This window comes from Serratia proteamaculans (genome assembly GCF_004684015.1).
Lineage (GTDB): Bacteria > Pseudomonadota > Gammaproteobacteria > Enterobacterales > Enterobacteriaceae > Serratia > Serratia proteamaculans_F.
Genome location: NZ_SRIA01000024.1, coordinates 56,382 through 82,188 on the forward strand (window position 1 = coordinate 56,382; position 25,807 = coordinate 82,188).

24 protein-coding genes are annotated in these 25,807 nt (G+C 52.5%); 14 read left to right on the top strand and 10 right to left on the bottom strand.

Features of this window, described 5'->3' with window-relative positions:
• Positions 1 to 2 precede the first annotated feature (2 nt).
• The 3 genes from envC to adiA all read left to right on the top strand — a co-directional run bounded on the left by envC (position 3) and on the right by adiA (position 5,081).
• Positions 3 to 1,337 carry a murein hydrolase activator EnvC gene (gene envC / locus E5C26_RS24195; protein ID WP_135318520.1) on the top strand — a complete coding sequence of 445 codons (1,335 nt, stop codon included), beginning with the start codon at positions 3 to 5 and terminating at the stop codon, positions 1,335 to 1,337.
• 2 nt (positions 1,338 to 1,339) lie between these two features.
• Positions 1,340 to 2,296 (top strand): divergent polysaccharide deacetylase family protein, encoded by a 957-nt coding sequence (locus E5C26_RS24200; protein WP_135318521.1) that lies wholly within the window; start codon positions 1,340 to 1,342, stop codon positions 2,294 to 2,296.
• A 427-nt stretch (positions 2,297 to 2,723) separates the two neighbouring features.
• Complete coding sequence (gene adiA / locus E5C26_RS24205) at positions 2,724 to 5,081, top strand: arginine decarboxylase (protein ID WP_135318522.1); 2,358 nt, start codon at positions 2,724 to 2,726, stop codon at positions 5,079 to 5,081.
• An 81-nt stretch (positions 5,082 to 5,162) separates the two neighbouring features.
• Here adiA and tdh read toward each other — a convergent pair whose 3' ends face one another.
• On the bottom strand, positions 5,163 to 6,188 hold the full coding sequence (tdh, locus tag E5C26_RS24210) for an L-threonine 3-dehydrogenase (protein ID WP_135318523.1): 1,026 nt from the start codon (positions 6,186 to 6,188) through the stop codon (positions 5,163 to 5,165).
• Between the two features lie 9 nt (positions 6,189 to 6,197).
• Positions 6,198 to 7,394, bottom strand: a complete 1,197-nt coding sequence (gene kbl, locus E5C26_RS24215; protein WP_135318524.1) for a glycine C-acetyltransferase — start codon at positions 7,392 to 7,394, stop codon at positions 6,198 to 6,200.
• A 240-nt stretch (positions 7,395 to 7,634) separates the two neighbouring features.
• On the opposite strand from kbl, the gene rfaD reads away from it, so the two are divergent.
• The 5 genes from rfaD to E5C26_RS24240 are packed head-to-tail and all read left to right on the top strand — an operon-like array spanning position 7,635 to position 12,750.
• Positions 7,635 to 8,564 (top strand): ADP-glyceromanno-heptose 6-epimerase, encoded by a 930-nt coding sequence (rfaD, locus tag E5C26_RS24220; protein ID WP_135318525.1) that lies wholly within the window; start codon positions 7,635 to 7,637, stop codon positions 8,562 to 8,564.
• Positions 8,565 to 8,587: 23 nt separating this feature from the next.
• Entirely contained in the window at positions 8,588 to 9,634 is a 1,047-nt protein-coding gene (gene rfaF, locus E5C26_RS24225; protein WP_135318526.1) for an ADP-heptose--LPS heptosyltransferase RfaF, read from the top strand.
• A gap of 2 nt (positions 9,635 to 9,636) precedes the next feature.
• Positions 9,637 to 10,620: a lipopolysaccharide heptosyltransferase RfaC gene (gene rfaC, locus E5C26_RS24230; RefSeq protein WP_135318527.1), complete on the top strand. Its 984-nt coding sequence runs from the start codon at positions 9,637 to 9,639 to the stop codon at positions 10,618 to 10,620.
• Position 10,621: 1 nt separating this feature from the next.
• Positions 10,622 to 11,545, top strand: coding sequence for a glycosyltransferase family 2 protein (locus E5C26_RS24235; protein ID WP_135318528.1), 924 nt, complete (start codon positions 10,622 to 10,624; stop codon positions 11,543 to 11,545).
• Positions 11,533 to 12,750, top strand: a complete 1,218-nt coding sequence (locus E5C26_RS24240) for an O-antigen ligase family protein (protein ID WP_135318529.1) — start codon at positions 11,533 to 11,535, stop codon at positions 12,748 to 12,750. Before E5C26_RS24235 ends, E5C26_RS24240 begins: the two co-directional genes overlap by 13 nt.
• 36 nt (positions 12,751 to 12,786) lie before the next feature.
• Here E5C26_RS24240 and waaB read toward each other — a convergent pair whose 3' ends face one another.
• From waaB to E5C26_RS24255, 3 genes are read right to left on the bottom strand one after another with little or no spacing between them, the layout of a single operon-like run.
• Positions 12,787 to 13,869: a lipopolysaccharide 1,6-galactosyltransferase gene (gene waaB, locus E5C26_RS24245; RefSeq protein ID WP_135318530.1), complete on the bottom strand. Its 1,083-nt coding sequence runs from the start codon at positions 13,867 to 13,869 to the stop codon at positions 12,787 to 12,789.
• A gap of 37 nt (positions 13,870 to 13,906) precedes the next feature.
• Positions 13,907 to 14,995: a glycosyltransferase family 9 protein gene (locus E5C26_RS24250; protein WP_135318531.1), complete on the bottom strand. Its 1,089-nt coding sequence runs from the start codon at positions 14,993 to 14,995 to the stop codon at positions 13,907 to 13,909.
• 4 nt (positions 14,996 to 14,999) lie between these two features.
• Positions 15,000 to 15,962 carry a polysaccharide deacetylase family protein gene (locus E5C26_RS24255; protein ID WP_135318532.1) on the bottom strand — a complete coding sequence of 321 codons (963 nt, stop codon included), beginning with the start codon at positions 15,960 to 15,962 and terminating at the stop codon, positions 15,000 to 15,002.
• 212 nt (positions 15,963 to 16,174) lie between these two features.
• Between E5C26_RS24255 and rfaQ the strand changes: the two genes are divergently transcribed.
• The 3 genes from rfaQ to E5C26_RS24270 are packed head-to-tail and all read left to right on the top strand — an operon-like array spanning position 16,175 to position 19,481.
• Entirely contained in the window at positions 16,175 to 17,257 is a 1,083-nt protein-coding gene (gene rfaQ / locus E5C26_RS24260; RefSeq protein WP_135318533.1) for a putative lipopolysaccharide heptosyltransferase III, read from the top strand.
• Positions 17,254 to 18,381 carry a glycosyltransferase family 4 protein gene (locus tag E5C26_RS24265; protein ID WP_135318534.1) on the top strand — a complete coding sequence of 376 codons (1,128 nt, stop codon included), beginning with the start codon at positions 17,254 to 17,256 and terminating at the stop codon, positions 18,379 to 18,381. Before rfaQ ends, E5C26_RS24265 begins: the two co-directional genes overlap by 4 nt.
• Before the next feature lie 2 nt (positions 18,382 to 18,383).
• Complete coding sequence (locus tag E5C26_RS24270) at positions 18,384 to 19,481, top strand: glycosyltransferase (protein ID WP_135318535.1); 1,098 nt, start codon at positions 18,384 to 18,386, stop codon at positions 19,479 to 19,481.
• Between the two features lie 31 nt (positions 19,482 to 19,512).
• On the opposite strand, the gene E5C26_RS24275 is transcribed toward E5C26_RS24270, so the two are convergent.
• Positions 19,513 to 20,526 (bottom strand): glycosyltransferase family 9 protein, encoded by a 1,014-nt coding sequence (locus E5C26_RS24275; protein ID WP_135318536.1) that lies wholly within the window; start codon positions 20,524 to 20,526, stop codon positions 19,513 to 19,515.
• Positions 20,527 to 20,651: 125 nt separating this feature from the next.
• Between E5C26_RS24275 and waaA the strand changes: the two genes are divergently transcribed.
• From waaA to coaD, 3 genes are read left to right on the top strand one after another with little or no spacing between them, the layout of a single operon-like run.
• Positions 20,652 to 21,929, top strand: coding sequence for a lipid IV(A) 3-deoxy-D-manno-octulosonic acid transferase (gene waaA / locus E5C26_RS24280; RefSeq protein WP_135318537.1), 1,278 nt, complete (start codon positions 20,652 to 20,654; stop codon positions 21,927 to 21,929).
• The gene (locus E5C26_RS24285) at positions 21,930 to 22,703 is read left to right on the top strand and encodes a glycosyltransferase family 2 protein (protein WP_135318538.1); all 774 of its coding nucleotides are present in this window, start codon (positions 21,930 to 21,932) and stop codon (positions 22,701 to 22,703) included. It abuts the gene before it with no gap.
• 3 nt (positions 22,704 to 22,706) lie between these two features.
• Complete coding sequence (gene coaD, locus E5C26_RS24290) at positions 22,707 to 23,192, top strand: pantetheine-phosphate adenylyltransferase (protein WP_135318539.1); 486 nt, start codon at positions 22,707 to 22,709, stop codon at positions 23,190 to 23,192.
• Here the strand turns inward: coaD and mutM are convergent, their stop codons facing one another.
• From mutM to radC, 4 genes are all read right to left on the bottom strand, one after another.
• A complete protein-coding gene (gene mutM, locus E5C26_RS24295) occupies positions 23,193 to 24,002 on the bottom strand; it encodes a bifunctional DNA-formamidopyrimidine glycosylase/DNA-(apurinic or apyrimidinic site) lyase (RefSeq protein WP_135318540.1) in 810 nt (269 codons plus the stop codon). It lies immediately after the preceding gene.
• Between the two features lie 276 nt (positions 24,003 to 24,278).
• Entirely contained in the window at positions 24,279 to 24,446 is a 168-nt protein-coding gene (gene rpmG, locus E5C26_RS24300; protein WP_004392084.1) for a 50S ribosomal protein L33, read from the bottom strand.
• Positions 24,447 to 24,457: 11 nt separating this feature from the next.
• Positions 24,458 to 24,694, bottom strand: coding sequence for a 50S ribosomal protein L28 (rpmB, locus tag E5C26_RS24305; protein ID WP_004953342.1), 237 nt, complete (start codon positions 24,692 to 24,694; stop codon positions 24,458 to 24,460).
• 263 nt (positions 24,695 to 24,957) lie between these two features.
• Positions 24,958 to 25,641 carry a RadC family protein gene (gene radC / locus E5C26_RS24310; RefSeq protein WP_135318541.1) on the bottom strand — a complete coding sequence of 228 codons (684 nt, stop codon included), beginning with the start codon at positions 25,639 to 25,641 and terminating at the stop codon, positions 24,958 to 24,960.
• Positions 25,642 to 25,807 lie beyond the last annotated feature (166 nt).

A 25,807-nucleotide genomic window follows, 5' to 3' on the forward strand; every position in this document is an offset into this window, starting at 1 on the left:
CCATGAGGGAGAAGGCGTTTTTTGCACTATCAAGGGTAACCCGAAGCGCAAACGCAGGCAGCCAGCCGCTGCCTGAACGCACCGCGCCAAGGAAGTTGACCACCATGTGCGCCAGCGTATTTTACGCTGGCGTCTTGTTGTTGCCGTTAGCCAGCCTGGCGGCGGAGGACAACAAATCCCAGCTCAAAGACATCCAGCAGAGCATCGCCGAGAAAGAAAAGGCGGTTAAACAGCAGCAGCAACAGCGCAGCTCACTGCAGGATCAGCTTAAACAGCAAGAAAAAACCATTGCCCAGGCCAGCCGCCAGCTGCGAGATACCCAGGGCACATTGAGCCAGTTGGGCAAAGATATCTCCGGCCTGAACGCCTCAATCGCCAAGCTGCAAAAGCAGCAGTCTACCCAGCAAGAAATCCTGGCCAAACAACTTGATGCCGCCTTTAGGCAGGGTCAGCACAGCGCTGTACAGTTGGTGCTCAGCGGTGAAGAAAGCCAGCGCAGCGAGCGTATTTTGGCTTACTTCGGCTACCTGAACGAAGCACGCCAGCAAACGATTGAAGAACTGAAGCAAACCCGCGCTGAACTGGCCAAGCAAAAAACCACGCTGGTCGCCAAGCAAGGCCAACAGAAATCGCTGCTGAGCGAACAACAGACACAACAGCAAAAGCTGGAACAGGCGCGTGGCGCACGTAAGAAAACGCTGACCGCACTGGAAGCTTCGCTGGAAAAAGATCAGCAGCGTCTGGTGGAATTGCGTCAGAACGAAACCCGCATGCGCGACAAAATCGCCCGTGCCGAACGTGAAGCCCGCGCCCGCGCGGAACGCGAAGCGCGTGAAGCCGCCAAAGTGCGCGAGCAGGTTCGCGTCAAAGAACAGCAGGCGAAGAAAACCGGTACCAGTTATAAGCCAAGCGAAGCCGATCGCTCGCTGATGGCCCGTACCGGCGGTCTCGGTCGGCCAAACGGACAGGCCATATGGCCAGTGCGCGGCCGCACACTGCATGGCTTTGGCGAACAGTTGCAAGGCGAGTTACGCTGGAAAGGCATGGTCATTGAAGCCAGAGAAGGCAGCGAAGTGAAAGCCATTGCCGATGGCCGCGTATTGCTGGCCGACTGGTTGCAGGGCTATGGCCTGGTTGTCGTCATCGAGCACGGTAAGGGTGACATGAGCCTGTATGGCTACAACCAAAGCGCGTTGGTCAATGTCGGGGCGCAGGTGCGTGCCGGTCAACCAATAGCTTTAGTGGGTACCAGCGGGGGCCAGGGAACGCCGTCGCTCTATTTCGAAATCCGTCGCCAGGGTCAGGCCGTTAACCCACTGCCGTGGTTGGGAAGATAGATTTGCGCTATATCAAAACCCGTACTGTCGTATTGATTGGCTGCCTGCTGCAGGTTTGCGCCGCACAGGCAGGGAAATTATCCATAGTTATCGATGATGTGGGCTATCGCCCGCATGAAGAAGGTGCCGTGCTGCAGATGCCGACGGCGATCTCCGTCGCCGTATTGCCAAACGCACCCCATGCCCGCTTAATGGCTACCCGCGCCCACAGCCAGGGTCGCGAAGTGTTGATCCATATGCCGATGGCACCGCTCAGCAAACAACCGCTGGAACGCGATACGTTGCAGCCCTCCATGAGCAGTGAAGAGATCCAGCGTATTATCCGCAATGCGGTCAATAATGTGCCCTATGCGGTGGGTATGAATAACCATATGGGCAGCGCCATGACCTCCAGCCTGCCGGGCATGCAGAAAGTGATGCAGGCGCTGGACAGCTACCAGCTCTATTTCCTCGACAGCATGACCATTGGCAATAGCCAGGCCACCCGCGCGGCCGCCGGCACACACGTGAAGGTGATCAAGCGTAAGGTGTTCCTGGACGATACCGCCAACGAAGCCGACATCCGCCGCCAGTTCAACCGTGCGGTCGAGTTGGCGCGACGCAACGGCTCCGCCATCGCCATTGGCCACCCTCGCCCGGCGACGGTCAGAGTGTTACAGCAAATGCTGCCGACATTGCCGGCCGATATTGTGTTGGTGAAACCCAGCTCACTGCTGAATGAACCGCAGGGCGGCAGCGGGGGCAGTTACGTCCCACCAGCGGTCAAACCGCCGAAACCGCAGCCGAAGAACCCGTTCACCGGCGGTATCAAGCAGTGCAAGGTCAAGTTGCCGAAGGAAAAAGTCAGTGCAGGCAAGGCCATAAGCGTGATCGGCGAAAGCCTGACGCAGTCGCCGGCCGTGACCTTTATCAAACGCCAGTGGCAACGCTGGACAGGTTCAGAACAAGTAAAACCCTAAGACTTACTCTGAAAAAGCGATAGGCAGCATATGCCTGTCGCTTTTTCACGTGTAGCAAACAAACACGCTATAGCCCGCCTCAAGAAAAATCATAAATATATCTTTATAAATCATGATTAGAAAGTGATTAACCCTAGAAATCACCGACATAATCCGCATCATTTCACGCCTAAAGACGAAAAACAAATTAACCATTATTAAAATAAAGCCCTCACTGAAAATAGCAAAAATATATAAAAGAAAGCAACATGTACAATTAAAAATCAATAGTTTCAACAAAAAACAATACCAATAAATACAATTTATATAATCTCAAAAATACTAATAACTCACTCATATATTAATTTTTATTAACCTATATCAATAATACCCATCCAAAACAGGCATAGGTTAAACAACGATCAATACATAAAGGGAGTTAATCAGTATGAGAGCATTACTGGTAGAAAGTAAATTTACTACGCCCGCAGGCTACCCCACCGCAGCCATTGAACGCCTGGTTGAGCAGTTGAATAGCCGGAGTGTTAAGGTCATGCATGCCACTTCCCTGGAGGATGGTCAGTCCATTATTGATGCTAATGAACCCATTGATTGCCTGTTACTGGCTCGCAGTATGCCTGAGAATAAAGTAGCCCAAGAAGATCCGGCACTGAATTTATTGAAAAACCTGCATGAGCGCCAGGTCAACGCACCAGTGTTTCTGTTGAGCGATCGCGGTACCGTAACCAAAGAAATGAGTCTCGACATGATGGAGCAAATCAGCGAATTTGCCTGGATCCTCGAAGACTCGGCGGATTTTATCGCCGGACGCATCATGGCCGCTATGCGGCGCTATCGTCAGAATCTGCTGCCGCCGCTGATGTCAGCGATCGTGAAATATAATCAGACCCATGAATATTCCTGGGCAGTGCCCGGGCATCAGGGCGGGGTCGGCTTTACCAAAACGCCGGCCGGCCGCCTGTTTCATGATTTCTACGGGGAGAACCTGTTCCGCACCGACTCGGGCATCGAACGCACCTCAGTAGGCTCATTGCTGGACCATACCGGTGCCTTCAAAGACAGTGAAAAAAACATTGCCCGCATTTTTGGCGCTGACCAATCCTATTCCGGCGTGGTAGGCACCTCCGGCTCCAACCGCAGCGTCATGCAGGCCTGTTTGACCGAGGAGTCGGCGGCAGTGGTTGACCGTAACTGCCATAAATCAATTGAACAGGGGCTGATCCTCACCGGTGCCACTCCCATCTATATGATCCCCACCCGCAACCCTTATGGCATTATCGGGCCAGTGCCGAAATCACAAATGGAACATGATTATTTGTTAAAAAAACTAGAAGACCTTCCTCCCGGCAAATACATCGATTATCTTGTACTGACAAACTGTACATATGATGGAGTTTGCTATAACGCAAAAAAAGTTGAAAATACCGTCTATGGCACAGAAGGGAAAAACATAGCTCCAGTCGTGCACTTTGATGAAGCTTGGTACGGCTACGCACGATTTAACCCTATGTATACTAATTACTTTGCCATGCGCGGTGATCCCAAAACGCCTAAGCCACCATATGCATCAACAGTCATCGCCACCCAGTCCAGCCATAAAATGCTCAATGCGCTGTCGCCCGCTTCGTATATCCATATCCGAAATGGTGTGCAACCTTTAGATTTCCCACTCTTTAACCAAGCCTATATGATGCACACCACCACCTCGCCGTCTTACATTATTGCCGCGTCTAACGACATTGCCGCAAATATGATGGATGGCGAATCCGGCAAATCGTTGACCCAAGAGGCGATCAATGAGGCGGTGGACTTCCGCCAGGCATTAGCCCGTCTGTATGACGAATTCAAGAGTAAAGGCGAATGGTTCTTTAAACCCTGGAACCTGGAAAAGTGGACAGACACCGAGACAAATAAAGAGACGTTGTTCAAAGATATCCCTGCGGAAAAACTTGCCACCGATCAAAACTACTGGGTGATGCAGCCAGAAACAGCAATACCAGAAAAGCCAGCAGAGTCAGAAAAGCCAAAACCAGGTGAGTGGCACGGCTTCGGGCCGATCGACCCAAATTGGGCGATGATCGACCCGGTCAAAGTCAGTATTCTCGCTCCTGGCATTGACCTGTGGGGGAGGCTGGATAAGCAAAACCCAGGGGTGCCCGCAGCCCTGGTTAATGCCTGGCTGGCCCGCAACGGTATTGTGCCTACCCGCACTACCGACTTCCAACTGATGTTCCTGTTCTCTATGGGCGTGACCAAAGGCAAGTGGGGCACCCTGCTGGAAGCCCTGCTGTCCTTTAAACGCCACTATGATGCCAATACCCCACTGACCGAGGTGTTGCCTGACCTTGCCGCAAAATACAGCGCCGATTACGGCAAATTGGGATTGAAAGATCTCGGTATCAAGATGTTTAAGTTCCTGAGTACAAAGGAGACTAACCTCGGCGACCTGCTTAACATAGCTTATAAAGATCTGCCAACAGCGGTAGTGCCCCCACGGGTCGCCTACCAGTCACTGGTTAGGGGCGATGTTGAGCAGGTCGGTCTTGATGACCTACATGGCCGAATAGCGGCCAATGCGGTGCTCCCTTACCCACCAGGCATCCCGATGTTGATGTCCGGTGAGAAATTCGGTGAACCAGACGATAAAGTAGAAAGTCCGCAAATTGCCTATCTGCGCGCATTGCAGCTGTGGGATACCACATTCCCAGGGTTTGAACACGAAACCGCAGGCATTATTATTTCCGATAAAGGTGTGTACCAGGTATTGTGTGTGACACTGACCTGAACACGCACAGCATCGCTGATGCACGAGGTCAATGACTGAGCCTGGTCAAACTCAGGGCCGGAATTCCGGCCCTTTTTATGCTTAATCCCAGCTCAAAACCACTTTGCCGGACTGGCCGGAGCGCATGGCGTCAAAGCCCTGCTGGAACTGGTCGATGGAGAAACGGTGGGTGATGATAGGCGTCAGATCCAGACCAGACTGGATCAACGCTGCCATCTTGTACCAGGTTTCGAACATTTCGCGGCCGTAAATCCCTTTGATAAACAGCCCTTTGAAGATCACCTGGTTCCAGTCGATCGACATATCCGACGGTGGAATACCCAGCATGGCGATGCGCCCACCGTGGTTCATCGCATTGAGCAAAGTACGGAACGCCGGTGGCGCACCGGACATTTCCAACCCAACGTCGAACCCTTCGGTCATGCCCAGCTCGGCCATCACGTCATTCAGGTTTTCTTTGCTGACGTTCACCGCACGGGTCACGCCCATTTTGCGCGCCAAATCCAGGCGATATTCGTTAACGTCGGTGATCACCACATGGCGGGCACCAACGTGCTTGCACACTGCCGCCGCCATGATGCCGATCGGCCCGGCACCGGATACCAGCACGTCTTCGCCAACCAGATCAAACGACAGCGCGGTGTGCACCGCATTGCCGAACGGGTCGAAGATAGACGCCAGCTCGTCGGAAATATTGTCCGGGATTTTGAAGGCGTTAAACGCCGGGATCACCAGATATTCAGCGAATGAGCCTGGGCGGTTTACGCCCACGCCGGTAGTATTACGACACAGGTGCGTACGGCCACCACGGCAGTTACGGCAATGGCCGCAGGTGATATGGCCTTCGCCGGAAACGCGGTCACCGACGGTGAAGCCTTTGACTTCCTGACCGATGGCAACCACTTCACCGACATATTCATGGCCAACCACCATAGGGACCGGGATGGTTTTCTGTGACCATTCATCCCAGTTATAAATATGAACATCGGTACCGCAGATCGCAGTTTTACGGATTTTAATCATGATGTCGTTATGGCCCAGCTCCGGCTGAGGCACATCGGTCATCCAAATCCCTTCTTCCGCTTTCAGTTTTGACAATGCTTTCATGGTTTTACCTTATGCAATAACGCCAAGATCTTTACCGATACGAATGAACGCCGCAATCGCACGTTCAATTTGCTCCGGGGTGTGATCGGCGGACATCTGGGTACGGATGCGCGCCTGACCTTTCGGCACCACCGGATAGAAGAAACCTGTTACATAAATGCCTTCCTTGAGCAACGCATTGGCAAATTCCTGCGCCAGTTTTGCTTCACCCAACATCACCGGGATGATGGCGTGATCGGCCCCGGCCAGCGTAAAGCCTGCCGCGGTCATTTTTTCACGGAACAGGCTGGCATTAGCCCACAGGCGATCGCGCAACGCGTCACCCTGCTCCAGCAGTTCCAGGACTTTAATCGAAGCGGCTACGATCGCCGGTGCCAACGAGTTGGAGAACAGATAAGGACGCGAACGCTGACGCAGCCACTCCACCACCTCTTTCTTCGCCGCGGTATAACCGCCGGAAGCGCCGCCCAATGCCTTGCCCAGGGTGCCGGTAATGATGTCGACACGGCCCATCACTTCGCAATATTCATGGGTGCCGCGCCCGTTGGCCCCGACAAAACCGACCGCGTGGGAGTCATCGACCATCACCAACGCCTGATATTGGTCCGCCAGATCACACACCCCTTTCAGGTTGGCGATCACACCGTCCATTGAGAACACACCGTCGGTGGCGATCATAATGTGACGCGCGCCGTCAGCTTTCGCCTGCTCAAGCTGTGCGGCCAGTTCGGTCATGTCGTTGTTGGCGTAGCGGTAGCGCTTCGCCTTACACAGACGCACACCGTCAATGATCGACGCATGGTTCAACGCATCGGAGATAATCGCGTCTTCCGGGCCCAACAGTGTTTCGAACAACCCGCCGTTGGCATCAAAGCAAGAGGAATACAGAATAGCGTCTTCCATACCGAGAAAATCGGCCAGCTTTTGCTCCAACTGCTTATGGCTGTCCTGAGTACCACAGATAAAGCGCACCGACGCCATGCCGAAACCGTGGCTGTCCATACCGGCCTTGGCTGCCGCAATCATTGCCGGGTGGTTGGCCAGGCCAAGATAGTTGTTGGCGCAGAAGTTGATCACATGGCGGCCGTCAGCAACGGCAATATCCGCCTGCTGAGCGCTGATGATGATGCGTTCTTCTTTGAACAAACCTTCGCTACGGGTGGTCTCAAGTTGTTGTTCCAACTGCTGATAAAAAGACGCGGACATTCGGTTATCTCCAGGATGGGTCTGTTTTCAACATATTTTACTGATTTGTAACCAAACTGACGAGAATCTGCGGGAGAGAATATGAAAATTGCAGCAGATATCACGGCAAAGTGCTGCGGTGCTCGACATTGCGGGATATTCGGAGCCCGTCCGATGTTTGCGGCGACATGAAATGCTATTATAAGCGACATTGTGTGTGGGACAGCCTGTCCCACCGGGAAGAATGACAGGGGTAACCCAATGATTATCGTCACTGGTGGCGCCGGCATGATCGGCAGCAATATCATTAAAGCGCTCAATGACACAGGGTATCGCGATATCCTGGTGGTAGATAACCTGAAAGACGGCACCAAATTCGCCAATCTGGTTGATCTCGATATCGCCGACTATATCGATAAAGAAGATTTCATCGCCAATATCATCGCCGGTGACGATCTGGGCGAAATCGACGCCATCTTCCATGAGGGCGCCTGCTCTTCCACCACCGAGTGGGACGGCAAGTACATGATGGACAATAACTATCAGTACTCCAAAGACCTGCTGCACTACTGCCTGGATCGTGAGATCCCGTTCCTGTATGCCTCGTCTGCCGCTACCTACGGCGGCCGCGAAGAATTTATCGAAGAGCGCCAATTTGAAGCCCCGCTGAACGTCTACGGCTACTCCAAATTCCTGTTCGACCAATATGTCCGCGAAATTCTGCCGCAGGCGGAGTCGCAGATTTGCGGCTTCCGTTACTTCAACGTTTATGGCCCACGCGAAGGTCACAAAGGCAGCATGGCCAGCGTGGCGTTCCACCTGAACGGCCAGATCAATCGCGGCGAAAATCCAAAACTGTTCGACGGTAGCCAGGACTTCAAACGCGACTTCATTTACGTCGGTGATGTGGCGGCAGTGAACCTCTGGTTCTTGAAAAGCGGCGTCTCCGGCATCTTCAACTGCGGTACCGGCCGTGCGGAAACCTTCCAGGCAGTCGCCGATGCGGTGGTCGACTTCCACCAAAAAGGTGCGGTAGAAAACATCCCGTTCCCGGAAAAGCTGAAGGGCCGCTACCAGGCGTTTACCCAGGCCGATCTGACCAAGCTGCGCACTGCCGGCTATAACGCACCATTCAAAACGGTCGCCGAAGGCGTGAAAGAGTACATGGCCTGGTTAAACCGTACCGCTTAAGCTGAAGGGATTTGACGTAGGGTATGAAAATACTGGTTATCGGCCCTTCTTGGGTTGGCGATATGATGATGTCGCAAAGTCTCTACCGCACCCTGAAGGCCGAGCACCCGACGGCAGAAATTGATGTGATGGCGCCGGCCTGGTGCCGTCCATTACTGGCACGTATGCCAGAGGTCAATCAGGCCCTGTCGATGCCATTGGGCCACGGTGCGCTGGCGCTCGGTGAACGTCGACGACTGGGGCATGCCCTGCGAGCCAACGGCTATGATCGCGCCTATGTGCTGCCAAACTCATTCAAATCCGCGCTGGTGCCATTTTTTGCCAAGGTGCCGCAACGCACCGGCTGGCGCGGGGAAATGCGCTATGGCCTGCTCAATGATATTCGCGTGCTGGACAAGGCCGCTTTTCCACTGATGGTGCAGCGCTACGTGGCGCTGGCCTACGATAAACAACGCATTCAACGCGCCGAAGATCTGCCGCAGCCATTGCTATGGCCGCAACTGCAGGTGAGCGACGAAGAGATTGCCGAAACCACCGCTGCCTTCAATCTGACCGATCACCGGCCGATTATCGGCTTTTGCCCAGGCGCCGAATTTGGCCCGGCCAAACGTTGGCCGCACTATCACTACGCCGCACTGGCGCAGAAGCTGATTGACCAGGGTTATCAAATCGCGCTGTTTGGCTCCGCCAAAGATAATGAAGCGGGTGAGCAGATACGGGCCGCGCTGGATGATGACTCTCGCGGCTTTTGCATGAATCTGGCGGGAGAAACCCAGCTTGAGCAAGCGGTGATCCTGCTGGCTTCCTGTTCGGCCGTGGTCAGTAACGACTCCGGCCTGATGCACGTAGCAGCCGCGTTGAATAAGCCACTGATAGCTTTATACGGCCCAAGCAGCCCGGACTTTACACCGCCGCTGTCCAACAAGGCCAAGGTGATCCGCTTAATCAGTGGTTACCATAAGATACGCAAAGGCGATGCCGACCAGGGTTATCATCAGAGCCTGATCGATATTCAGCCACAGCAGGTGTTGGACGCGCTGACGCCGTTACTTGCCGCCAGCGAGGAATAAACATGCAGGTGTTGATTGTAAAAACCTCCTCCATGGGGGATGTGCTCCATACACTGCCGGCGCTGACCGACGCCATGCGGGCTATTCCCGACATCCGCTTTGACTGGGTGGTCGAGGAAGGTTTTAGCCAAATTCCCACCTGGCACCCGGCGGTAGACCGCGTGATCCCGGTAGCGATCCGCCGTTGGCGCAAAAACTGGTTCGGCAGCGAAACTCGACAGCAACGCTGTGACTTTAAACGTGTGGTGCAGGAACGCGACTACGATGTCGTGATCGACGCCCAGGGGTTAATCAAAAGTGCCGCCCTGATCACTCGCATCGCCAAAGGCAGCAAACATGGTCAGGACAGTAAAAGTGCCCGTGAGCCTTTCGCCAGTTGGTTCTACAACCACCGCCACGATATCGACAAACAACAGCATGCCGTGGAACGCACGCGTGAGCTGTTCGCCAAAAGCCTGGGCTATGACAAGCCGGACAGCTATGGTGATTACGCCATTGCGGCCCGCTTTCTCAGCCACCTGCCGGCGGACGCCGGGCAGTATCTGGTGTTTTTACACGCCACCACCCGCGATGATAAGCACTGGCCGGAAGCGCATTGGCGCGATCTGATTGCGTTAACCGCGCCGAGCGGATTAAAGATTAAACTGCCATGGGGCGCAGAACACGAACGTCAACGCGCACTGCGCCTGGCGGAAGGCTTCCCGCACGTAGAAGTATTGCCAAAACTTAGCCTGCAACAGGTGGCTGAAGTGCTGGCTGGCGCGAAAGCCGTGGTCTCGGTTGATACCGGCCTCAGCCACTTGACCGCCGCGCTCGACAAACCGAATATCACACTGTTTGGCCCTACCGATCCAGGCTTGATCGGCGGCTATGGTCAGAACCAGTTTGCCTGCCGCCCACAAGCAGGCAACAAAATGGCGAATATCAGCGCGGACAATGTGATGACACTACTAGCTCCTCTTCTTATCGAGCAGGACGGCGTATAACATGCCTGCGCAGAAAATATTACTCAGCATTATCATCGCTGCGCATAACAGCGGAAATTATCTCCAGGAAACCCTAAGTAGCCTGCTTGGGGCGTTAGGGAGCGGCATCGCAAAATGCGAAATTATTCTGGTTAACGACGCCTCCAGTGATGATACCGCCACCCTGCTGACGGATTTTGCGCGGGCAGTACCGCAAGCAAGTTATTACCACGTCGAATTCAAAAACATTGGCAAAGTACGTCACTTCGCTATTGCTAACAGCCATGGTGATTACATCACCATGCTCGACAGTGATGACCTCCTTAAAAAGGATTCTCTTCAAGAGATTATCGATTTTCTTGAGGCCAGGGCCCCCGATTTACTGCTGACTAAACTGCATGAAGTGCGCGCTCTTGCGGCGGCGGATAAAATCTGGAAAGGGCTGCAACCGGAAGAACTGTCCGTTGATGAGGCGATTACTCGTTTTCTGAATCATAAAGATTTCCAGGCGCATCTGATTGGGCAATTTATCAAACGTCCTTTGTTACAGGCATCGCCGATACCGGCCTTTAGCTGCTACGAAGACTTTTACATCTTCCCGAGTTTGTTAACCCAATCAAAGACGATCGTTTTCTCGAGCGAGAGTCATTACCTGTATATAAAGCGCGAAGCCAGCTTGTCCAACTCGCCATCTGAAGAAAAAATGCACAATCTTTTTGTCTGTACTGAAAGAATGGATGCAATCTTTGGTGAAAAATTTCACGATCTGGTTTTGTGTCATTGGCTGGATATTCAATTAAAGCAAAAGCAGTGGATTACCGCGCCAGAGCAATTAGCTATTTTGAAGCAAAAAATACGTGATACCCACAAGATCGGTTTCTTTCTAAACCCATCTATACGATTAAGTTACAAAAGAAAAGCCGTAGAGTCATTATGGAAAAAATAGAACGAAAGTTATACTTCACCAGTTTGGTGTTAGCGATGCTGTCGATCGTATTCGCTTTACTCACCGTAGCGAAACAACGAGAGCTTTTTTATTTTGCCTTTTATGCTGCCATGTTTGGCCTTTTCTTCGAAAGAAAAAATATCCGCTGGCCCAAAATGGACATCTCTTATGCCATTATATTAATCGGCTTGGTTAAAATAGTCTGGACATTGGTCTTGTACCGCCATGCTCCCGATTATGGGTTAGGGGCAACACAGTTGGATTCAGGCAAGAAACTGGTTGTTGGCGGGATCCTCATCTTTTATATCACACAGTTCTCGCACCATCTGGGGACATTTAATTATCGCCGATATTTATTGATAAGCTTCTCACTGGCCTTCCTCATTGCTACCAGCTATGGTCTTTATCAGATCCATAATGGCATTGACCGTATAGCCATGAGTACCAACCGTGCCACCATTGCAGCCTATATTTACTCCGCACTATCGATTCTGCTAATTTATCTGTTAATAAAGACCAAGCACGTTACCTTAAACTATGCCCTTGCATCAGCGGCAGTATTCATTATTTCCTTCCTGATTATTACCATGACAGGAACCCGTGCGGCGATACTTGCACACCCGCTACTGATTATGCTGATGGTGCTGTTCCATTACCGCAAGATCCACCTGAAATCGTTGTTGATCGCCATCGTTTTGATCGGCATCGGCATAACGCTGTCTTACGATAAGTACATCAAACCCAAGATTGAACAAACCAGCACGGAAATCACACTTTATCAGCAAGGTGATGACTTCTCCTCGTTAGGATCGCGCTTCTCATTATGGAGTGTCGGTTTGGATATATTCTTCCAGCACCCCTACGGCAATACCGTTGAAGCACGTCATGCACAGGCAGCAGAGATCATTGCTCATGATCCGAAGAATAAAACTGCGATGGTTTACATCAACTCGCATCTGCACGATGAACTGCTTGAAGCGGCCTCGTTGCAAGGTATTGTGGGCCTGCTAACCGTGCTTTTCTTCTACACCTATACCCTCACCCTGGCGGTACGGCAAAAGAATACGCCGTTGCTAATGATTGGCTGCTGCATGATTGTTTACGGCCTGTCTGACGTCATGCTAATCAGCTCGGAATCGCTACTGTTCTTTATGGTTTGTATTGCGTTGTTTGCCAAAAGAACCTTGGATTCGCTCGCCAAATAGAGCCTCTGCCGACGCTGTACAACAGCGTCGGTATCTTTACTTTTTAGCCTGCTTTTCCAAAATATTTTGTATAGCGTGGGTAAAGCTACGGTAGTAGCTCTCGTCATAGAACTTGGCAATAGAACTCTTAATCTTCGACTGTTCTACAGTAATATGCCCATCAATCAACGCCTGCAACGTAGCCGTTAGTTGCGTGATATCGCCCACGTCATACAAACGGCCATTGCAATCATCAATCACATCAGCAGGTCCTGTTGGACAATTTGAACTGACACAGAACACCCCATGGGCCATTGCCTCAAGCAATGTCATTGGCAATCCCTCAAACGCAGAGGTCAGCACTAACGCCTTCAAATGACCTATATTATCCTTCACGTACGGCCAGGGTTGTGCCTGCCAGCCATGCCATATCACACGGGTGCCGACATCTAACGTCTCAGCGTATTGTTGGCACCGCGCCAGATCATCACCGCTGCCCACCACATGTAATTGCCATTCACCCCGTAGCCCGACCAGAGAATCCAATAGGTCCTTCAGCCTCTTTTGGCCTTCAAAAATAACGCGCCCAACATAAATAAAGTTGGCCGGAGTGTTACTCAAGTTAATGGTTTCTTCAGTTTTCTCTACTGGGTTGAAGATCGTATAAATATCCTCTGATGCCACACCTAACTCTTTCACCTGCTGGTTAATGCCATTACTGATCACCAGATGAGCATCCGCCTTCAAAATGTAGCTGTATTTATAAAGGTCATAAATTGAAAAGTGTAGCCAGGAAATAATCGGATACTTCCCAAAGGAAAATCTTCTCGCCATATTCGCAATATAACAAGAAAGGGTGTCCAGGGAGATAATGAGGTCAGGCTTGTTCTTGCGTAAGAAACACGACAGTAAACAGGCAAAGTGCAACCGTCTTAACTTGGTATTGTGAACAGAAGAGGAAACCGTTACAGCGTCCATTTCCGCATACCAATCCTCATACACCTCTTTTTTTTCATTGAAGAAGATGAATTTCACCTTTGTCTCGGGCTGGTTTTCAGCAATAAGCTTGACCAACCTTTTGCAGACGGTTTCCATCCCACCGTAACCACCGAGGGAGTAGCCGACTATGATAATGTTCATTCAGACCTTATCTATCTTTACGCGGGGACTATTCATGTCATGACGAAGCCGAAATTATACGCATATTTTCCAGCATGGCATAAACCCGCGTGACGGGAATGATTGCCAGCGGCGCCTCGGTCGACCCGTCATAGTCCTCTGACAGATCAATCACCTGATGCAGCTCTCGATTTTGATAGGGGCCAGTAAACCGCGGCTTGGCGGTCACGAACAGGCTGAGCGTTGGCACCTTTAGCGCGATAGCCAGATGCAATGGGCCCGTATCCCCGGTCACTAACACATCCAGAGAGTCGATCACCCCAAGCAATTGTGGTAACGAGGTTTTCCCCACATAGCTGGTAATTTGAGACCGTGCTTCAGGCCCAACCCCCGCCATAAACAGGCTTTCCAAACGACTATCCGCTGGAGAACCGATAATCACCACTTCAACATTCTTATGCTGGGCAATGAGCCTGGTAGCTAATTCAGAGAAATAAGCAACTGGCCAGCAGCGTTCAGGGCTGGAGGCCCCCATATTGAACCCTATCCGGATACGCCCAGGCTCCCGTGGCAATTTATCAAATTGGCAAGGGATTTCCATCTCCACATCGGTGGTATCCCCACCAATAAATTTCATCAGGTCCAGTTTGCGCTGTATCAAATGCCCGGTGAAATTCAGCGAGCAACTGTGTACCCAGGAATCGATACCTTTTGGCAGCGTCAGATAATTATCACGGAGGATATACTGACAACCGGCAAGCGCTGCACTAATAATGTCGTAAGGCAAATGCGCATGTAAGATAACTGCCAGTTCAGGCTTTCTTTTTTTGATTTCGGCAACGGCCTGGCGCATTTCTCTGAATTTATTATCCCAGAAAATCACTTCATCAAAACAGGCGTAATCTTTAACCATCCCATAATTTATCGTGCCAGCTATCAAGGTGATATGAGCATCAGGATAACGCCGCCGCAGGGCTCGCATTGCGGGCGTATTGAACATAAAGTCGCCCAATGCCGTCGTAGAATACACCACGATACGCTTGAATTCATGATCGGGCCGCAGCGTCGACTTTGGTTTGATATTACCGAAAAGAAAATTGTAAACAGTCAAAAACCAATGGGCATATTTCAGTTTTTTGATTTTCATAGCGCTACTCAGAGATACTCTTGTTCTGATAATACTCGGCCAACGTCATACCCACCGTGCGCTGCTGCAGCCAGGCGAAAAGCTGTTCCAAATCACGATATAACACTTCAATATCCTGCTGTGTTTTAAAGGTCGGGCTGCCACCGGGCATAAACTCGGACGAGTGCAGCATAAATTCAACGTAATCATGCCCCTGCGCCAGGCAACGTTCAGCTACCGACTTCATTTTTTCCAGATTACCGCCGCTGGGCCGCAGCCAGTTGACCGACGGTGAACGCTGTTTGCCACGCAGGCTATCGTAACCCTGCTTAAGCGTATTCATCAGCGCTGAATGCTTATACTGGATACTCATCGGCACTTCCAGCAGCGAGGAGGAACCCGCCCTGGCGATATTTCCCGGATCGATAAAATAGGCCTGCGATGGGAAGTTACGGTAGTCGGTGCCGCCGTTACCCTGCGGGTTACCCGGTGAATATTGCCAGTTAACTCGTGGCGTTACCGAACAATCCACCTGATAGCCATATTCCAGCAGCAAACCCGCATAGTATTCATTAAACGCCCAGCGCCCGGCACGGTGGCTGAGCATCTTGGTCTGGAAGCTGTCTTCCAGCAACTTGGTCATATGATCGACCTTGGCACGGATTTGATCGGCCGGATATTCGATCAGATAGGGTTTATGTCGCCAGTCGTCGTCGGTTAAGGGCGTCAGCGGCGGACTGTTCCAGGCATGTAGATGCATGCCAACTTCCCCGGTATTACGCGCAATCACATCGCGGGCGAACTCGACATACTCTGCATCCACCGCCATTTCGTAGTTGGTGAGGTACACCGGCTTGAAGCCATATTTCTCACACAGCGTCTGAAAGCGCGGCAAAAAGCGCGTGTTTTCGGTCGAAATACGATCGTGGTTTTGCCACAGATTGTCGCCTTCGGTATCAATGGTGATGAGAAATGCCGGTTTGGTCATAAATAGAAAGCCTGATATCCATAGATATACATTATGTTACGCAGGGCGTTTCGCCAGGGCAAACGACTTCGCTGCCTGGTTTGGACAACGTTGAAGGCCTTTTGTCTCTCTTCCCCATGATTTTTTCACTGTATAACGAGAAAACTCTGCAACAGTAGCCACATGCGATCGGGTCATTTAGAATCAAAGATTGGTTTCCCTGAAAGCGACTCATGATGAACGACGCACCAGCCCTGGCTCCTGATACCTCAATACAGCGTATTTTGATCGTTAAACTTCGCCATCATGGCGACATGTTACTGATCACGCCGGTCATCAATACCCTGCAGCAAAACTACCCGCAGGCGCAGATCGACGTACTGCTGTATAAAGAAACCCAGGAGATGCTGGCCAGCCACCCGGCGCTGTCAAATGTCTTCGCTATCGATCGTCAATGGAAAAAACAGGGTACCAAAGCGCATCTGCGCCATGAACTTAACCTGATACGGCAGCTCAAAGCCCAGGGTTACGATCTGGTGGTCAATCTGGCCGATCAGTGGCGCAGCGCCCTGCTCACCAGGCTGACCGGCGCGCGCATTCGTCTGGGTTTCGATTTTCCCAAACGTCAGGGCTTCTTATGGCGCCATTGCCATACCCATTTAGTCCCGGTGAGCGATCACGCCCGGCTGCATACGGTTGAACAGAATTTGTCACTGTTGCAACCACTCGGCCTGCCAACCCTCAGCCAACAGGTGACCATGAGCTACCCACCGCAGGACTGGCAGACCTGCGAGCAGTTGTTGCAGCAACAAGGCATTAGCGGTGATTTTATTGTGGTGCAACCCACCTCCCGCTGGTTCTTCAAATGCTGGAGCGAAGAGAAAATGGCCGCCACGATTGGTGCGCTACAGGCCGATGGTCACCAATTGGTGATAACCTCTGGGCCGGACGCAAAAGAACGTGAAATGGTGGCGCGTATTTTGGCGCTTTGTCCGCCACAGGGCGTGGTTTCACTGGCCGGCCAACTGACGCTGAGACAACTGGCTGCCCTGATCGACCACGCTAAACTGTTTATCGGCGTAGATTCGGTGCCTATGCATATGGCCGCGGCGCTGCAGACCCCCTGCATCGCACTTTTTGGTCCTTCCAAACTGGTGTTCTGGCGTCCCTGGCAGGTCATTGGCCACGTGATATGGGCCGGAGACTACGGTGAGTTACCCGATCCGGACGCCATCAATACCGGTACCGATGAACGTTATCTGGACCTTATTCCTACAGACGCGGTGATTGCAGCCGCGCGGAGCCAGCTTGCATGAAAGCATTTCGTTTGGCGATCGTTCGCCAAAAATACCGACCGGACGGTGGCGCTGAGCGTTTCGTTTCCCGCGCCCTTGAGGCGCTGGAACAGCAGGACCTCGATCTGAACGTTATCACCCGCGAATGGCAGGGTGACGCCAATCCAAACTGGCATATCCACCTGTGTAATCCGTTAAAATTCGGCCGCATCAGCCGTGAACGTGGCTTTGCCGAAGCGGCCAGAGCACTGTGGCAGAAAGAAAACTTCGATCTGGTGCAAAGCCATGAGCGCATCCCCGGCTGCGATATTTACCGCGCCGGTGATGGCGTTCATCGCCGCTGGTTATTGCAGCGGGCACGATTGTTACCGGAGTGGCGTCGTAAATGGCTGTTTTCCAATCGTTATCACCGTTACGTGATGTGCGCGGAACGTGCAATGTATGCCGCACCGGAACTGAAGGCCGTTATCTGCAATGCCGAAATGATTAAGCAGGAAATCATCGACGACTTCGGTGTCCCCGCCGATAAAATCACGGTGATCTACAACGCCATCGATAATCAAAAATTTCCGCCCGCCGATGCCGAACTACGCCAGCAGCTGCGCCTGCAGTATCAGATCCCGCAACAGGCCCACTGCCTGGTTTTTGTCGGCTCCGGTTTTGAACGCAAAGGGCTGGCCGCTGCCATCCGTGCCGTCGCGGCGACCGAAAGTTATCTGTTGGTAGTAGGTAAGGATAAGGCGGAAAAACGTTATCAGGCGCTGGCGCAATCACTGGGCTGCAGCGATCGGGTGCGGTTTATGGGGGTGCAGAAACAAACGCTGCCGTTCTATCAGGCCGCCGATGCGCTGCTGTTGCCCACGTTGTACGATCCGTTCCCCAACGTGATTCTCGAAGCCATGTCTTGCGGTTTGCCGGTCATTACCAGCACCACCTGCGGCGGCTCGGAGTTTATCACCCAAGGGCAAAATGGCTTTGTTACCGATGCCCTTGATGTTCCCGCGCTGGTCGCGGCGATCGCTGCGCTACCACGCCAGGCCCTGGGCTCCGCCATGGGTGAGGCAGCAAGAGCGCGTATCATGTCGGCTACCCCGGCACGCCTGTCGGAACAGCTGATCTCCCTTTATAACCGGCTGCTGGATTAACTATGCGTATTCTGATGATTATCGACGGCCTGCCTGGCGGAGGCGCTGAAAAAGTGGTTTTGACCCTATGCCAGGGTATGCAGCAAATGGGTCATGACGTCAGCCTGATTTCATTGCGCGATGTCTGTAATTACCCGATCCCTGCAGGTATTCACTATCAGGTGGTAGCGGACAGCAGCCGCTCTCCATGGCGCAAACTGACCGAGCTGTCACGCCGCGCCGCCGCGCTGGATCGGGCAATCGCCGACAATGAGCGCCAACAGGGTGCCTATGACTTGGTGTTCTCCAACCTGCATAAAACCGATCGCATCGTCAGCCGCAGCAAATTGCTCTCGTCAGACCGCCTGTGGTTCTGCATTCACGGTATCCTGTCGACCTCTTATCTGGGCCATCGCAAGGGGCTGGATCGTTGGCTGAAACAACGGAAAATCTCCCAGGTTTACCAGGGCAGGAATATCGTTGCCGTCTCACAAGCCGTGGGCAACGACTTACAGCAGAACTTGCCGATCCGCCCAAACAGATTGGCGGTGATCAATAATCCGTTTGATATTGCCGCCATCGAGCAGCAGGCAGCGGAACCCTGCGAGCTGGCAGGCAAAGATTATCTGGTACACGTCGGACGGTTTCATCCTCATAAGCGCCACGACCGTCTGCTAAAGGCCTATGCGCTATCGGGCATACAAGCCCCGCTGGCATTGATTGGCACCGGCAGCGAAACCAGCGTAGGGGAAGTGAAACAACTGGCAAACCAGTTGGGTATCGCAGACCGCGTGCTGTTCCTGGGTTTCCAGGCCAATCCCTACCCGTTTATTCGGCACGCATCGCTGCTGGTACTTAGCTCCGACAGCGAAGGCTTTGGTAACGTGCTGGTGGAGGCGCTACTCTGTGGTACTCCAGTGGTCAGTACCCGTTGCCCGGGCGGGCCTGCGGAAATTCTGGAAAAAGCGGGAATGGATAACGCACTGGCAGAACTCAATGAAAAATCACTGGCGGAAAAAATGGCAGATATTTATGCCAATCCCCCAGAAATTAATCAACAACAGCTATTGAGCTATGGATTAAAACCTATTTGCCAGCAATACCTGGCACTCAAGAAATAAATAAGGCAGGGGATCCCTGCCTCATCTTTAATTAATTTAACGTCTGTATTCTTTGCCAGACGTCTTCAACAGAAACATCAATACAGTCGCCTGATTCGGTTTGCAGGATCTGATAGCGACCCGTCCATGGATGCCAGGATTCTTTATCCGTGTCGCCAAAGAACACCACCATGTCTTTATTCAACGCGGCAGCCAGGTGCATCTGCCCGCCATCGCTGCACAACACCCGGTCGCATAAATCAAAACCGGCAAGTAATTCACGCACCGACGCCGTTGGGTACAACGCTACACGCTCGTTCTGACAAAGCGCCAATAACTGCTCTGCGCGTTTCTGATCGCCGACATCATCCGGCGTCAGCGTACCCTGCGGTGACCAAAAGATCAGTACTCCCGTGTTCTGTTCGGCGAGTAAGCGATTGATAATTTCGGCATAGCGTTCGATCGGCCAACGTCTCTTAGGGCTGCGACTGCTGATGTGAACCGCAAAAACTTGCTCGACTGGCGGCAGGCATTTTTGCAAACGCTGCGCCGCCTGCTGACGCTCTTCTGCCGTCAGATACACCCGCACCGGGGGAATAGGAATGTGCTGTTCGGTGATGGCAGAAAGGTAACTGTAGGTATGCTCTACCTGATGCTTGCCGCTGAAATTTTCCTTACGAAAAGGATGATGAATATCAGCTGTGCCCAAGTCTGCGCCAATAATATTGCTGATCCCCGCCATTTTCGCCAATCGCAGGCTGTACTTGCAGGGAACCGGGTTGGCCAGAATCGCCGCATCAAATTTTATTTTGCGCAGTTTAAGGAAAATCATCAGGCGTTCGAAATAAACCCCCAGCGTGGTTTCATTTTTCGCCTTGTGCTTGGCCTTTTTATAGACGAAAACCTTTTCGATATGTGGGTTATTTTTAACAACGTCCTGACTGACTTTATTGATTAACAGATAAAGTTTGGCATCCGGATAGGCAATTTTCACCCCTTCGATCAGCGGAGTGGTACAAACAAGATCGCCAATATTATCGCGGCGAATAATTAAAATATTCTTCATTCCAAGCCTATCAGCGAAATCTCTCGCCTGTTGTCTGAAATTGACACCCAAGGTTACCAAATTAGCGCCTTTCCCTTCCAGTTATGGTACTATTCTGAATAACCCATATAAATGAAATTGATAGAATGTTGCTGCGTTTATATCAGGTACTACTCTACCTCATCCAACCCCTGATCTGGCTCCGCTTACTGTTGCGCAGCCGCAAAGCTCCAGCCTACCGTAAACGCTGGGCAGAACGCTATGGCTTCTGCGCCGGAAAAGTCGTACCGGGCGGCATCATGCTGCATTCTGTCTCCGTGGGTGAAACGCTGGCCGCCATCCCGTTGGTTCGCGCGTTACGCCACCGCTACCCCTATTTACCGATTACTGTGACCACCATGACGCCGACTGGTTCAGAACGCGTACAATCCGCCTTCGGTAAAGACGTTCATCATGTTTATCTCCCTTACGACCTGCCCGGCTCGATGCGTCGTTTCCTGGATCAGGTGAACCCCAAGCTGGTTATCATCATGGAAACCGAGCTGTGGCCCAATCTGATTAACGACCTGCATCAGCGTCAGATCCCTCTGGTGATCGCCAATGCCCGACTTTCGGCCCGCTCTGCCGCAGGCTATAAAAAAATCGGCGGTTTCGTCCGCGATATGCTGCGCCGCATTACGTTGATCGCCGCGCAAAATCAGGAAGATGGCGAACGTTTTGTCGAACTTGGCCTGAAACGCTCACAACTGACTGTAACCGGCAGCCTGAAATTCGATATTTCCGTTACGCCTGAGTTGGCGGCACGTGCGGTTACCTTGCGCCGTCAATGGGCGCCGCGTCGCCCGGTGTGGATCGCCACCAGCACCCACGAAGGTGAAGAAAGCATTCTGCTGGCCGCACACCGTAAACTGCTGGAAAAACACCCTGACCTGCTATTAATCCTGGTGCCACGCCACCCGGAACGCTTCTCTACCGCCAAAGAACTGGTACAGAAAGCCGGTTTCAGCTACACCCTGCGCAGCAGTGGTGAAATCCCTTCCGGCGGTACCCAGGTGGTGATCGGCGATACCATGGGCGAACTGATGCTGCTGTACGGCATTGCCGATCTGGCCTTCGTTGGCGGCAGCCTGGTGGAACGCGGTGGACATAACCCGCTGGAAGCCGCTGCACACGCCATCCCGGTACTCATGGGGCCACATATCTTCAACTTCAAGGATATCTGCGCCAAGCTGTCACAAGCCGAAGGTCTGATCACCGTGACCGACGAAGAGTCGCTGGTCAAGGAAGTGGCTACGCTACTCACCGACGAAGACTATCGCCGCTATTACGGCCGCCATGCGGTAGAAGTGCTGTATCAAAATCAGGGTGCGCTGCAGCGCCTGCTGCAATTGTTAGAACCGCACCTGCCGCCTCGGAGCCATTAAATGAGTGCGCGCAAAAGCCTGTCGGTGGTGATTATCGCCAAGAACGAAGCCGGGCTGCTGCCGGATTGTCTGCAATCCGTAGCCTGGGCAGACGAAATCGTCATGCTCGACTCAGGCAGTCAGGATGACAGCGTCGCCGTGGCCGAAGCCTTGGGTGCCAAAGTATTCACCCACGTCGACTGGCAGGGGTTTGGCAAACAGCGCCAGCTGGCTCAGAGTTACGCCAGTCACGACTATATCCTGATGATCGACGCCGACGAACGCGTTACACCGGAGCTACGCCAGTCGATTGAACAAACGTTGACCGCGCCGGACGATAATCAAGTCTACAGCTGCGCACGCCGCAACCTGTTCCTCGGGCGTTTTATGCGTCACAGCGGCTGGTACCCGGATCGCGTCAACCGGTTGTACGCCAACCAGCGCTATCGCTATAACGATAATCTGGTGCATGAGTCGCTCAATATCAACGGGGCGAAAGTGGTGCCTCTTAATGGCGATCTACTGCATCTGACCTGTCGTGACTTTTTTGCCTTCCAACGCAAACAGCTACGTTATGCCGAAGAATGGGCCAATCAACGCCACCAGGCCGGCAAGCGCTGCGGCTATCTTTCGATACTGACCCACACTGTTGGCGCCTTCTGCAAAACCTGGCTGCTGCGTGCCGGCTTCCTGGACGGTAAACAGGGGTTGCTGTTAGCCGTGGTCAACGCGCAATATACTTTCAATAAATATGCCGCACTCTGGGCATTGGGCCGCAACTTTTCAGAGAAGTGAATCATGACCCGTAAAGCCATTTATCCCGGTACTTTCGACCCCATGACCAACGGCCACCTGGATTTGGTAACCCGTGCGTCAAAAATGTTCGATCACGTCATTTTGGCGATTGCCGCCAGCCCGAGTAAAAAGCCGCTGTTCACACTGGAAGAGCGCGTAGCTTTAGCCAGCCAGGTAACATCTCATCTGGATAATGTGGAAGTGCTGGGGTTCAGTGAACTGATGGCGCATTTTGCGGCCCATCAGAATGCCAATATTCTGGTTCGCGGCCTGCGTGCGGTTTCTGATTTTGAATATGAACTGCAGTTGGCCAATATGAATCGCCATTTGATGCCGGCACTGGAAAGCGTATTCCTGATGCCTTCCGAAGAGTGGTCGTTTATCTCGTCCTCACTGGTGAAAGAAGTGGCGCGCCACGGCGGTGACATCGCCCCTTTCCTGCCGGCAGTGGTCACTCAGGCATTGTTCGAAAAGCTGGCCGCACAATAATCAACGCTGGCAGCGTGGGCAGAAGAAAGTGCTGCGCTGCCCATGCTTGGCGGATTCAATCGGCGTGCCGCAAGCGCGACAAGGCTCACCCACACGGCCATAAACCTGCAACTCCTGCGCGAAGTAACCAGGTTTACCATCCGACTGCAGGAAATCCCGCAGCGTAGTTCCGCCCTGCTCTATCGAACGCAGCAATACCGCCTTAATGGTTGCCACCAAGACTTCAGCCTCCACCTTGCTCAGCGAACCCGCAGGCCGGTCAGGCAGGATCCTGGCGGTAAATAGCGATTCACTGGCATAGATATTACCCACTCCCACGACCAGCTTGTTATCCATCAGCCAGGGTTTGATCAGCGTCCGCTTGTTGCGTGACTTTTCGTACAGATAGGCAGCGGTAAAGGCTTCACTTAAGGGTTCCGGCCCAAGGTGAGCCAGCACATTGCTGGTCGCCAGATCGTCACACCATAGCCAGGCACCAAAACGGCGCGGATCGGTATAACGTAGCGTCATGCCATTGCTGATCACCAGATCAACGTGGTCGTGCTTTCCAGCCTCGGTTTCTTCCGCCAACATCCGCAGGCTGCCTGACATTCCCAGATGGACGATAATCCAGCCGCTAGCCAGTTCAATCAGCAGATACTTGGCGCGACGCTGCACGCTGAGTACCGGCTGGTCGCTCAACGCCAGAATTTGCTCGGAGACAGGCCAACGCAGGCGCGCATTGCGTACCACGGCATACTGAATGCTATGACCCACCAGGTAAGGTTCAATACCGCGGCGGCTGGTTTCAACTTCTGGTAATTCAGGCATCTGGCGCTCTCCTGTGCTTTCTATACCCTATGAATTTCAAGTTGCGGCTAGGCGGCCAGCTTATTCATCCCCTCGAGCTTACCTAAGTAAGTGACAGGGGTGACAAATCTGCCGGGAGCAGATTTGAACGCTGCCAGCAGCGGCCCCGCAGGGGTGTGGCCCATGGACGGGCCACATAAATAAGTGCAGTTAACAACGCTGCAGCTTGAAAGGCGACGGGTACCTTTAGAATGCAAAAAACCCGGCCTGAGCCGGGTTTTTATTAATCCACTAAAATTATTTAATTTTAGCTTCTTTGTAGATCACGTGCTGGCGGACAACTGGATCGAATTTCTTCAGTTCCAATTTTTCCGGCTTAGTACGCTTGTTCTTCGTGGTGGTATAGAAGTGACCAGTACCAGCAGAAGAAACCAGCTTGATCTTCTCGCGAACACCTTTAGCCATGATGCAGTTCCTTAATACTTCTCACCACGGGTACGCAGATCGGCCAAGACCGTCTCAATACCCTTCTTATCAATAACACGCATACCTTTAGCAGATACACGCAGCGTTACAAAGCGCTTCTCAGCCTCAACCCAAAAACGGTGTGAGTGCAGGTTCGGCAGAAAACGGCGTTTGGTCGCGTTCATTGCGTGGGAACGGTTGTTACCGCTCACCGGGCGCTTGCCAGTAACTTGGCAGACTCGTGACATGTCTATTCTCCAAAAATCAAATCAGCTCGAGCTTCGTATAGAGTATGGCCGCCTCGTCAGGCTTTTAGAGCCCATCTCAGCAAACTTCATACTGAGGAGACTCTCGTCATCAGGTTAGAAACCACACATCAGGTTGGAAACCTGCTGAGATAGGCTCTTACGCCAAACCCAAGATTCTCAAAGGTGGCGTAGTATACGCTCTGAAGCGTAAGTGCTCAAGTCCCGAACAGCTAAAGATCCCAGAAGGATCGCGAAAAAATCGCTTAAAGCCATCCGCGCTCGGCAAAAGAGACACATTCACCCCGACCTATCACCAAATGATCGAGCACTCGGATTTCCAATAACAGGCAGGCATTAACCACTTGCTCGGTTATCAAACGATCGGCATGACTGGGTTCCGCCTTACCCGAAGGGTGATTATGCGCCAGAATAATGGCGGCCGCATTAGCCTTCAACGCTTCACGCACAATTTCTCTCGGGTATACGACAACGCTGCTGATGGTACCAGCAAACATCTCCTGATGGCGAATAACACGGTGCTGATTGTCTAAAAACAATACCAAAAACACTTCCCGCTCATGATGTGCCAGCAAACTTTGCAAATAATGCTGGGTCATCCTGGGATTCAGCATGGCATTTTCCTGCGCCAGATGGCTGGAAAAGAAGCGGAACGCCAACTCGGAAATCGCCTGCAGTTGCGCATAACTGGAATTACCCAGGCCTTTATGGCTGCAAAAAACCGAATGATCCGCCGACATCAGGTGATACAGCGAGCCAAACTGCTCCAACAACTGTTCAGCCAGCTGCATGACATGCACCCCAGGAAAACCGGTGCGCAGAAAAATGGCCAACAGCTCCGCATCAGACAGTGCCGACGCACCGTAACGCAATAGTTTTTCCCGTGGTGCCAGCGTGTCCGGCCACAAGGTGATTACCTGACTGCTCATCTTCGCCTCCCTGAAAACGCCACAGCATGCCACGCAGCGGAGAGGCCAACGACAGGTGTTTGATAACATTGCGAAGTACTGCGCAAAGCACAATGTAACGCACTGCAGTCTCAGCAGAATCGCTCACCTGTCTGGCGGTTATGCTAAAATGGCACATCTTTCGGAT